Source organism: Mesorhizobium sp. M2A.F.Ca.ET.067.02.1.1 (genome assembly GCF_004023285.1).
In the GTDB taxonomy this organism is placed as follows: Bacteria; Pseudomonadota; Alphaproteobacteria; order Rhizobiales; family Rhizobiaceae; genus Mesorhizobium.
On record NZ_RZSB01000137.1, the window covers coordinates 1 to 10,273 of the forward strand.

At 63.9% G+C, this 10,273-nt stretch carries 13 protein-coding genes and 1 pseudogene; 7 read left to right on the plus strand and 7 right to left on the minus strand.

The genetic code is table 11. The annotated features are described in order from the left end of the window. The 3 genes and pseudogenes from EOA28_RS12640 to hisB all read right to left on the minus strand — a co-directional run. Window positions 1–153: pseudogene (locus EOA28_RS12640) on the minus strand (imidazole glycerol phosphate synthase subunit HisH); the annotation flags it as partial. A 1-nt stretch (window position 154) separates the two neighbouring features. Continuing rightward, window positions 155–628, minus strand: a complete 474-nt coding sequence (locus EOA28_RS12645; RefSeq protein WP_127249739.1) for a DUF2628 domain-containing protein — start codon at window positions 626–628, stop codon at window positions 155–157. Between the two features lie 3 nt (window positions 629–631). Then, entirely contained in the window at window positions 632–1,228 is a 597-nt protein-coding gene (gene hisB, locus EOA28_RS12650) for an imidazoleglycerol-phosphate dehydratase HisB (protein ID WP_127249740.1), read from the minus strand. A gap of 215 nt (window positions 1,229–1,443) precedes the next feature. On the opposite strand from hisB, the gene hslV reads away from it, so the two are divergent. From hslV to EOA28_RS12675, 5 genes are all read left to right on the plus strand, one after another. After that, complete coding sequence (gene hslV, locus EOA28_RS12655) at window positions 1,444–1,995, plus strand: ATP-dependent protease subunit HslV (RefSeq protein ID WP_040986886.1); 552 nt, start codon at window positions 1,444–1,446, stop codon at window positions 1,993–1,995. A gap of 50 nt (window positions 1,996–2,045) precedes the next feature. After that, the gene (locus tag EOA28_RS12660; RefSeq protein WP_127249741.1) at window positions 2,046–2,573 is read left to right on the plus strand and encodes a GNAT family N-acetyltransferase; all 528 of its coding nucleotides are present in this window, start codon (window positions 2,046–2,048) and stop codon (window positions 2,571–2,573) included. A 4-nt stretch (window positions 2,574–2,577) separates the two neighbouring features. Next, window positions 2,578–3,177 (plus strand): DUF2585 domain-containing protein, encoded by a 600-nt coding sequence (locus EOA28_RS12665; RefSeq protein ID WP_127249742.1) that lies wholly within the window; start codon window positions 2,578–2,580, stop codon window positions 3,175–3,177. 5 nt (window positions 3,178–3,182) lie between these two features. Further along, window positions 3,183–4,493: an ATP-dependent protease ATPase subunit HslU gene (hslU, locus tag EOA28_RS12670; RefSeq protein ID WP_128314928.1), complete on the plus strand. Its 1,311-nt coding sequence runs from the start codon at window positions 3,183–3,185 to the stop codon at window positions 4,491–4,493. A 263-nt stretch (window positions 4,494–4,756) separates the two neighbouring features. Beyond that, window positions 4,757–5,716: a DUF1402 family protein gene (locus tag EOA28_RS12675; protein WP_127249744.1), complete on the plus strand. Its 960-nt coding sequence runs from the start codon at window positions 4,757–4,759 to the stop codon at window positions 5,714–5,716. A 7-nt stretch (window positions 5,717–5,723) separates the two neighbouring features. On the opposite strand, the gene EOA28_RS12680 is transcribed toward EOA28_RS12675, so the two are convergent. From EOA28_RS12680 to EOA28_RS12690, 3 genes are read right to left on the minus strand one after another with little or no spacing between them, the layout of a single operon-like run. Beyond that, window positions 5,724–6,950 carry an FAD-dependent oxidoreductase gene (locus EOA28_RS12680; protein ID WP_189342028.1) on the minus strand — a complete coding sequence of 409 codons (1,227 nt, stop codon included), beginning with the start codon at window positions 6,948–6,950 and terminating at the stop codon, window positions 5,724–5,726. A 5-nt stretch (window positions 6,951–6,955) separates the two neighbouring features. Beyond that, window positions 6,956–7,270 carry a MocE family 2Fe-2S type ferredoxin gene (locus EOA28_RS12685; protein WP_126063309.1) on the minus strand — a complete coding sequence of 105 codons (315 nt, stop codon included), beginning with the start codon at window positions 7,268–7,270 and terminating at the stop codon, window positions 6,956–6,958. A 37-nt stretch (window positions 7,271–7,307) separates the two neighbouring features. Next, complete coding sequence (locus EOA28_RS12690; protein ID WP_127249746.1) at window positions 7,308–8,414, minus strand: fatty acid desaturase family protein; 1,107 nt, start codon at window positions 8,412–8,414, stop codon at window positions 7,308–7,310. 189 nt (window positions 8,415–8,603) lie between these two features. Between EOA28_RS12690 and EOA28_RS12695 the strand changes: the two genes are divergently transcribed. Beyond that, window positions 8,604–9,635, plus strand: a complete 1,032-nt coding sequence (locus tag EOA28_RS12695) for a LacI family DNA-binding transcriptional regulator (protein ID WP_127249747.1) — start codon at window positions 8,604–8,606, stop codon at window positions 9,633–9,635. Here the strand turns inward: EOA28_RS12695 and EOA28_RS12700 are convergent. Beyond that, window positions 9,632–9,910 carry a hypothetical protein gene (locus EOA28_RS12700; protein ID WP_127249748.1) on the minus strand — a complete coding sequence of 93 codons (279 nt, stop codon included), beginning with the start codon at window positions 9,908–9,910 and terminating at the stop codon, window positions 9,632–9,634. The genes EOA28_RS12695 and EOA28_RS12700 overlap by 4 nt on opposite strands. 78 nt (window positions 9,911–9,988) lie before the next feature. Here EOA28_RS12700 and EOA28_RS12705 point away from each other — a divergent pair. Then, the coding region (locus tag EOA28_RS12705) for a substrate-binding domain-containing protein (protein WP_148670702.1) at window positions 9,989–10,273 on the plus strand (285 nt) is incomplete at its 3' end.

Genomic DNA, 10,273 nt, shown 5'->3' on the forward strand with positions numbered 1-10,273 from the left:
CGGCAGTACGACGCGGTCGGCGGAACGCACCCGCCCGGCGTCGGCCGTCAGCTCGATCGTCGCGGCGATGCCTCCTTCGCGCGCCGCGCGCTCGAAAGCCTTGGTGGCCGAGCGCAGATTGCCCGAGCCGTAGTCGATGATGGCTACCCGCATGTCAGGGCCTTCCAGGCGTATGGGTCAGGCCGAGCGCCATGCCGGTTTGCGGCGGGCGCGCCAGCGATGCGTCCGGTACGATGCGCGGCAAGGCTGGCTGCTCCTCGCTCTCCTCGCCGGCGTCCAGGGCATGGCGCGTCTCGGCATCGGCGAGATTGCCGGCCTCGATCACGCCCCATTCGCGCCAGCCGCGCCGGCGCAGCGAAGCGATGCGTAAATTCTGTCCTTCGAAGCCGATGTAAAGCGAGACCAGCAGCGACAGCATCGATCCGGCCCATCCGAGCCCCAGCTTCTCACCGGTCGCCGACAGGAGCGCCATGACGACGAAGGTCAGCACGGCCGCCATCCAGAGCCGGTTCCAGGCCAGCCAGAGCGGCGAGAACAGGAAGCCGAGCCAGGTAAAGCCGTCGCGCACGAAACGGATGTCCTCGGCGTTGTTGCCGGCCGGCGGCGTCATCACGACATAGACCGCCATAGCCTATCCTTTCAGCGATCCCTTGGTGGACGGCACCGCGTCGGGCTGGCGCGGATCGGGCTCGAGCGCTGCGCGCAGCGCCCTGGCCACGGCCTTGAAGCAGGTCTCGGCGATGTGATGGTTGTTGGCGCCGTAATGATTGGTCACATGCAGCGTGATGCCGGCATTCTGCGCCAGGGCCTGGAAGAACTCGCGCACCAGCTCGGTGTCAAAGGTGCCGATCTTCGGCGACGAGAAGGCGACGTTCCAGACCAGGAAGGGCCGGCCGGAAACATCGACCGCCGCCCTGGTCAGCGTCTCGTCCATGGCGAGGTCGATCGAGGCGTAGCGCATGATGCCGCGCCGCTCGCCCAGCGCCTTGCTCAAAGCCTGGCCGATCGCGATGCCGGTGTCCTCGGCCGTGTGGTGGTCGTCGATATGCAGGTCGCCCTTGGCCTTGATCGTCATGTCGATCAGCGAATGCCGCGACAGCTGATCGAGCATATGGTCGAAGAAGCCGACGCCGGTCGAAATGTCGGCCTTGCCCTTGCCGTCGACATGGAGCGAGACCGAAATCTCGGTTTCCTTGGTCTTGCGGCTGACTTCGGCCGAACGCGTCATCGTCGTGTCCTTATTGCCCTGGTCGGGGCCCTCGGGCTTGAAAACGAAAGCCTTCTATCAGCATGATCCGGCGATTGCCAGTTGCCATTCCGGCCACTATCGGCCTTCGCCGCGGGGCGGTTTGCAATCGTTGGCCTTATGCATACATATGGCCGATCCAACTCACTCGTACCGCGCCAATCGCCTTCAAGGGATAGCGCGAATCGGAGCTCAAAATGTCGAATGAACTCACCATGCACGCCACGACCATCATCAGCGTGCGCAAGGGCAACAAGGTCGTGATCGCCGGCGACGGCCAGGTCAGCCTCGGCCAGACCATCATGAAGGGCAACGCCCGCAAGGTGCGCCGCATCGGCAAGGGCGGCAGCGTCATTGCCGGCTTCGCAGGCGCCACTGCCGACGCCTTCACCCTGCTCGAGCGGCTCGAAGCCAAGCTCGAGCAATATCCCGATCAGCTGACGCGCGCCTGCGTCGAGCTCGCCAAGGACTGGCGCACCGACCGTTACCTGCGCCGCCTGGAAGCCATGATGCTGGTCGCCGACAAGTCGGTCTCGCTGGCGCTGACCGGCAATGGCGATGTGCTCGAGCCCGAACACGGCGTGATGGCCATCGGCTCCGGCGGCAATTACGCCCTGGCCGCGGCCCGCGCGCTGATCGACACCGACAAGGACGCCGAGGAGATCGCCCGCAAGGCCATGCAGATCGCGTCCGACATCTGCGTCTACACCAACAACAATTTCGTCGTCGAAACGCTCGATGCCGCTTGAGCCTGCCGACCATGATCCCAAAAAGTGGGAGCCGGTTTTTGGATAAGATCATGGTCACTCAGCAGCATAGCTACGACTTTCGGCCGGTCACCGAGAAGGATCTGCCGTTGATCGCCAGGTGGCTGAGCGAGCCGCATGTCGCTGAGTGGTGGGACGATCCGGAAAAGGAAATCGCCGATATCCGCGAGCATATGGATTCGGTCTCGGTGGAGCCGCTGATCGTCGAATTGGACGGCAGGCCGATCGCCTATCTGCAGAGCTATGACCCGCATCTGGAGGACGACCATCCTTACGCCGACCAGCCCTTCGGCACGCTGGGCGTCGATCTGTCGATCGGCCCGCCGGAGCTGGTTGGTGTCGGCCATGGCTCGGCAATCCTGCGCCAGTTCGTCGAGGAGCTGTTCGAGGAAGGCGCGCCGCGCGTCATCATCGACCCGCATCCCGACAATGCCCGCGCCATCCGCGCCTATGAGAAGGCCGGCTTCAGGCCGATCGGCCGCAGGCATTCGCAATATGAGGACGTCGTGCTGATGGCCGTCGATGCGGACGAAGACGACGATGAAAATCTGGGGGACTGAGGCAATGATCGCGCCCGGAGGGGACAAAACGCTTTCCGCTTATGAAGACAGCTGGCGCATGGGCCTGCTGCTCGTGCTCGCCTTGATCGTGTTCCAGGCGGGCACCTTGTACGGCATGGGCCATCCGCCGATCTGCACCTGCGGCTACGTCAAGCTCTGGCACGGCGTGGTCAATAGCTCGGAGAATTCCCAGCACATCGCCGACTGGTACACCTTCTCGCACATCATCCACGGCTTCCTGTTCTATGCGCTGGCCTGGGCGCTGTTTCCGCGCTCGCCGGTTGGCTTAAGGCTCGCCTTCGCCGTCCTCATCGAAGGCGGCTGGGAAATCCTGGAAAACAGCCCCTTCATCATCGAGCGCTACCGCGCCGGCACCATCTCGCTCAACTATTACGGCGATTCGATCATCAACTCGGTGTCCGACACGCTGTTCATGGCGCTGGGATTTGTGATGGCGCGAAAGCTACCTATATGGGTGATCGTGGCCCTGGCGCTCATCTTCGAGCTCGGCACGGGCTACATCATCCGGGACAATCTGACGCTCAACGTGATCATGCTGCTGCATCCGTTCGAGTCCATCAGGCAGTGGCAAAGTGGAATTTGAGTAAAATGAGCACCTTTTCTCCCCGCGAAATCGTTTCGGAACTCGACCGCTTCATCATCGGCCAGAAGGACGCCAAGCGCGCCGTGGCCATCGCCTTGCGCAACCGCTGGCGCCGCCAGCAGCTGGAAGGCCAGATGCGCGAAGAGGTGATGCCGAAGAACATCCTGATGATCGGCCCGACCGGCGTCGGCAAGACCGAGATCTCGCGCCGCCTGGCGCGGCTCGCCGGCGCGCCCTTCGTCAAGGTCGAGGCTACCAAGTTCACCGAGGTCGGCAATGTCGGCCGCGATGTCGAGCAGATCGTGCGCGACCTCGTCGAGGTCGCCATCGGCCTGACCCGCGAGAAGATGCGCGAGGACGTTGCGGCGCGCGCCCAGATCAACGCCGAGGAACGCGTGCTGGAGGCCCTGGTCGGCAAGACGGCGAGCCCGGCCACGCGCGATAGCTTCCGCAAGAAGCTGCGCGACGGCGAGCTTGACGACAAGGAGATCGAGATCGAGGTGGCCGACACCGGCAATGGCGGCATGCCAGGCTTCGAGATCCCCGGCATGCCCGGCGGCAATGTCGGCGTGCTCAACATCAACGACATGCTGTCGAAGGCGATGGGCGGCCGCAGGACCAAGACCCGCAAGACCACGGTCCGCGATTCCTATGCGCTGCTCGTCAACGACGAATCCGACAAGCTGCTCGACCAGGACGAGGTCGTGCGTCGCGCGCTGGAATCGGCCGAGAATGACGGCATCGTCTTCCTCGACGAGATCGACAAGATCGCGGCCAGGAGCGACATTTCGGGCGGTCCGTCCCGCGAGGGCGTGCAGCGCGACCTGCTGCCGCTGGTCGAGGGCACCACGGTCGCGACCAAATACGGGCCGATCAAGACCGACCACATCCTGTTCATTGCTTCCGGCGCCTTCCACGTCTCCAAGCCGTCCGACCTGCTGCCCGAACTGCAGGGCCGCCTGCCGATTCGCGTCGAGCTGCGCGCGCTGGAGAAGTCGGATTTCGTCCGCATCCTAACCGAGACCGAGGCGAGCCTCATCAAGCAGTATGTGGCGCTGATGAAGACCGAGGGCGTCGAGCTGACCTTCACCGACGACGCCATCGATTCGCTCGCCGGCATCGCGGTCGATCTTAACGCCAGCGTCGAGAACATAGGCGCAAGGCGCCTGCAGACGGTGATGGAACGCGTGCTGGACGAGATTTCCTACGATGCGCCGGACCGCAACGGCACGGCGGTCACCATCGACGCCGCCTATGTTGAGAAGCATGTCGGCGACCTGTCGCGCAACACCGACCTGTCGCGCTTCATTCTTTGATTTTTGAAGTCGGGCCGGCCTCAGCGCCGGCCCGACTTGTCCGGCCGACCGCTTTGGGTGTGGCCAAATGGAAGCATCCCGCCACCATTTTTGGGGGCAGTCGGTAGCCTTCTCTCGACTCTGTCGGACGCTTTACCTAGGTTGCCGCGCGTTCTGGAAGCAATTTCGGGAAAACCATCCAGCGGTTTTCCGTCTGAACTTGCGTTCAATCAAATGGTTGGGGGTTGATCGGCGATAGCCGAGCCGCCCCAAAGCGGCGGCGGATGAAGAAGTATCTGTTTCTTTTTGTGTGTCTTGCACTGGCGGCGGCGGTGACGATCGCCGATGCCGCGACCATGGTGCCTCCGGGCAATCGCAATGCCGTGCAGCCGGACATTCCGGGCGCGTCCAGCCGGCGCACCCAGGCAACCAACACCACCTTCCAGGCCAAGTACCGTAAAGTCTACGCGTTGCTGCAGAACGATGCCGAGCTGCGCGGCAAGATCAGGAAGGTGGCGGCTGCCTACGGTATCGATCCGATGCATATCGTCGGCGCCATCGTCGGCGAGCACACCTACAATGTCGACGCCTATGACCGCCTGCAGACCTACTACGTCAAGGCGATGTCCTATCTGTCGAGCAAGCTGACCTTCGCCTATGTGGGCGAGGATGTCGGCGATTTCGTTCAGCGGCCGGAATTCAAGAAATGCGCCGGCATGGACGACAGCTACGATCTGTGGGAATGCCGCGAGCAGGTGTGGAACCATGCCTTTCGCGGCAAGACCGTCGGCGGCACAAGCTTCCCCAACGACCGCTTCGGCGCAACCTTCTTCCAGCCCTATTATGCCGGCCAGACCTTCGGTCTCGGCCAGTTGAACCCGCTGACCGCGCTGCAGATGAGCGATCTCGTGCACAAGGTCTCCGGCCTGCCGAAGCTTAATGTCGAGGATCCCAATGCGGTCTACAAGACCATCATGGACCCGGACCTGACGCTGCCTTACGTTGCAGCGACCATCAGGAAGTCGATCGACGCCTATCGCAGCATCGCCGGCTTCGACATCTCCCACAATCCGGGGCTTACCGCCACGCTCTACAATGTCGGCAACCCCGAGCAGCGCGCCTATGCGCTGAAGGCCGAGAACGACAGACGCCGCGCCGCCGGCGAACCGGAAAAGCTGCCCGAGGAGAACTATTACGGCTGGGTGGTCAACGACAAGCTGGACGAGCTGAAGGCGCTTTTCTAACCAGACCTCAAGCTGCCAGCAGCGACTTCAGCTTGACCGCTTGCGAGCCGAGCGCTTCCGGCGCCGGCTTCCCCCGCTTGGCGATCAGCATCTCCGCCAGCCGGATATCACGCGCCACCGCATTGCCGGGGCCGATGCCGCTGGCGGCGATCAGCCTGCCGTCCTGCGCCAAATGGAACAGAATGAAGGCGCCGTCGTCGAGGTCGCGCCGCACGACGCTCTTGCCCTCGTCGGAAAGTCCGGCGATCTGCAGGGTCAGGCCATACTGATCCGACCAGAACCACGGCACGGCGGCATGGGCCTCGTCGGCGCCCAGCATGTTCTTCGCCGCCAGCGCGCCCTGTTCCTGCGCATTGCGCCAGGCTTCCAGCCGCACGCGCCGGCCGCCATAGATCCCCAGCGGAAACGAGCAGCAATCGCCGGCGGCGAAGATATCCGGGTCGGCGGTGCGCAAACGCTCGTCGACGGCGATGCCGTTGTCGATCGCGAGCCCCGCTTCGGCGGCAAGCGCCGTCACCGGCACGGCGCCGATGCCGATCACCGCGAGATCGGCGACGATCTTCTGCCCGTCGGCCAGCGTGATGGCGACGTCCTTGCCGTCATCGGCAATCGCGGCGATCCCCTGGCCGGTGCGGATCGGGACGCCCTCGGCCTCATGCGCCTTGTGGATGATTTCGGCGATCTCGGCCGGCACGCCGCGCATCAGGATACGCGGCTGCGCCTCGATGACGGTGACCGTGGCGCCGAGCTTGCGCGCCGAGGCGGCAAGCTCCAGCCCGATGAAGCCGCCGCCGATGATGGCGACGCGATTTCCGGCGCTGAGATGGGCACGTATAGCGAGTGCGTCGTTGAAGGTCCTCAAATAGACGCAGCGCGAGCCGAGGCCCGTCATCGGCAGCTGGCGCGGCACGGACCCGGTCGCCAGCAGCAGCTTGTTGTAGGGAAGGGAAGAGCCGTCGGAAAGGTGCACGACATGCGCTGCACGGTCGATCGCGACCGCCCGGACGGAATGGATGTGCCGGATCGCGCGTTCGGCGAAGAGCGCGTCGCTGGCGATCGCCTTGATGGAGGGAGCCTCTCCGGTCATCGCGTCCTTCGAGAGCGGCGGCCGCTCATAGGGCGGATGCGGCTCGTCGCCGCCCAATCCCCCCGCCCCGTCATAGCCGAGATCGCGGAGCGCAAGCGCGGCGCGCCCGCCGCACTCGCCCGCACCGATGATCACCATCCCGGCCATCGCCGTCATCCGACCTGGATCAGGACCTTTCCGGCATCGACCTTGACCGGATAAGTCCTGAGGTTGACGCAGACCGGCGCGCCGCGCGCGTCGCCGGTCTTGTAGTTGAAGCGACCATTGTGCTTGGGGCATTCGATGATGTCGTCCATCACCAGCCCGTCCGCCAGGTGCACCTTTTCATGCGTGCACAGGCCGTCGGTGGCGAAATATTCGTCGTCCGGGCTGCGGTAGATGGCGAAGGTGCGTCCGGCATGGTCGAACCGCATCACGTCCTCTTCGTCGATATCCCCGGCCGCGCAGGCCTCGACCCAGTCGCTCATCTCGTCCTCGTGAAATTCCTGGTCAGCCTTCGGCAGCTCACTCGGCCGCTGCCGCCACCGGGCTGTCGTTGTGCAATTCTTCCCGGTAGGGCTTTGCCGTCGACGGCAGCGCGCGCTTGAGGAAGTAATCCTCGTTGCGCAGCTGGCGCAGGAAGGCAGGGATCATCTCGCGGTAGCCGGCCAGGATCGACGGCGTCGGTGGCGGCAGGTCGTGCTTGATCATCTCGTGCAGCTTGGGCAGCGCGTGATAGGGCACCATCGGGAACATGTGGTGCTCCACATGGTAGTTCATGTTCCAGTAGATGAAGCGGCTGATCGGGTTCATCAGCACCGTCCGGCTGTTCAGGCGGTGATCGATGACATTTTCGGCGAGTCCGCCATGCTGCAGCAGGCCGGTCATCACGTGATGCCAGGCGCCGTAGAGGCGGGGCAGGCCGACGAGCATCAGCGGCAGCCATGAATGCAGGTAGAGCGCCAGCGCGATGGTCGCGATGTAGATGGCGAGCCAGATACGCGCCACGCGGATCGCCTTCGGCTGCTCCTGTTCGGGAATGAAGGTCTTTTCCGCGGGGCTGATGATGCCGGCGGCATTGCGCAGCATGTCGGTCATCGCATGCCAGGCGTCGAGGATGCCGAAGAAGTTCAGCACCACGCGCAACAGGTCCGGCGGGCGCATGACGGCGATCTCGGGATCGCGTCCGACAATGATGGTGTCGGTGTGGTGGCGCGTATGACTCCAGCGCCAGGTCACCGGGTTGCGCATGATCATGAAGCAGGCGAGCTGGTAGACGGCGTCGTTCATCCACTGCGTGCGGAAGGCCGTGCCGTGGCCGCATTCGTGCCAGCGGGAATCGGTCGAGGAGCCGTAGAGCGTGCCGTAGACGAAGAAGAACGGCACGCACCACCAGCTGCCCCAGAACGAGATGCCGCCCACGGCGCCGATGACGAATGCGGCCAGCCAGATGACGGTGTCGCGGATCGCCGGCTGGTCGGAGCGCTGCATCAGCTCCTTCATCTGCTTGCGCGGGATCTCGGTGTGGTACCACTCGGCCGCCGCGAGCCCGTTCTCGACCGCGAGCCTGGCGTCTCGCCCGGTCAGGCTGTAGTCGCGCGGCGACGCCGCGGAAGACGTGATTGCCGTCATTGGGGTTCCTCCGCCAGCCCTTGGCGAACCGCTCGACCGTGCGGGGGTCGCGCCATCGCTGACTTTCGACTTCAGCATAGCCGCAAGGTCTGATAGTCTCAACATCACAAAGATAGTTTCTATCATTTCCCATCAGAAAGAGATATGGGTGAGCCGGCTAGCCGGAGTGGGACAAGTGAGGAAGCATTCATGGCAAAGCGCCCGACCATTACCGATCTCGCGCGCGTCTCCGGCGTCAGCGTCGCCACCGTCGACAGGGTGCTAAACAGCCGCCTGCCGGTGCGCGAGGAGACGGCGCGCCGGGTCTATGACGCTGCCACCGAGATCGGCTATCACGCCGCTGGGCTGATCAAGCAGCGCATGCGCCAGGAATTGCCGGAATATCGGCTCGGCTTCCTGCTGCTCAGGGGCAATGACGTCTTCTATGGCGATTTCGCCAAGGAGCTCGAGCTGGCGGTCGCGCAGTCGCAGCGTTTTCGTGGCGTTGCAACCATCGATTTCGCCGCTTCGCTGGCGCCCGATGAGATCGCCGCCCAGATGCGTGGGCTGGCGGCGAAATCCAGGGCCATCGCCGTCGTCGGCCCGGACCATCCGACGCTGACGGCGGTCGTGGAGACAATGAAGGCGAGGGGACAGCCGGTCTTCTCGCTGCTGTCGGATTTTGCCGCCGGCATCCGCGAGGGCTATGTCGGGCTCGACAACCGCAAGGTCGGGCGCAGTGCCGCCTGGATGATCGCCAAGGCCGCAAGGAAGCCGGGCAAGGTCGCGCTCTTCGTCGGCAGCCACCGCTTCCACGGCCATGAATTGCGCGAGATCGGCTTCCGCTCTTTCTTCCGCGAGCACGCGCCCGACTTCACCGTGATGGAGACGCTGGTCAATCTCGAGGCCAATGACGTGACGCATGACGCCATGCTCGATCTCCTGGCCCGCCATCCCGATCTCGCCGGCTGCTATGTCGCCGGCGGCGGTATGGAGGGCGCGGTCTCGGCTCTGAGAACGGCAAAGCCGGCCGAGATGCCGGTCGTCATCTGCAACGAGATCAACGCCGTCTCGCGCGCCGCGCTTGCCGACAACATCCTCACCATGGTGATCTCGACACCGCTCGCGGCGCTCTGCCGCGAACTCGTCGGGCTGATGGCCCATGCCATCGAAAGCGGCGCAGCCAATGCGCCGGGACAGACCTTCCTGCCCTTCGACGTCTATCTGCCCGAAAACATCTAGGCGCTGAGCGCGATGTAGCCGATGTGAAAGAATCCATCAGCCTGATGGATTCTTTCATCGTGGTTCACCCGGCCTCGGGCGCAAATTTCGACGAATTTGGTCGTTGTCACGCCCATGGTGATCGAAAAACCGGCCGCCCCGGTCGGAATCGCCCTTGACGTTTCCGAAACGAAATGGAATAAATATTTCACCAAATAGGCCTTTTGGTTCTTTCGTTCCGGAGCGCCTGTTCGAACGGAGGAAGAGGCGTTCCAGTCGAACTGGCGACGCCGCATGGCCGCAGGGAGAGATTCCCCGGGCAAACCGGGGATTCCGGTTCAATAGGTGCAGCCGGACACCAAGTGGAGGAGAAAATGAAGAAACTTCTTTTGGGCGTCGCGCTTTCGGCGCTGATGTGTTCATCCGCCTTCGCCGCCAAGATCGGCGTTTCGATGGCTCTTTTCGACGACAACTTCCTCACCGTGCTGCGCAACGGCATGATCGCGCAGGCCAAGGGCATGGATGGCGTCGAGCTGCAGGTCGAGGACGCGCAGAACGACGTGGCCAAGCAGCTCGACCAGATCAAGAACTTCGCCGCCTCGGGCGTCGACGCCATCATCGTCAACCCGGTCGACACCTCGGCCACGCAGGCGATGTCG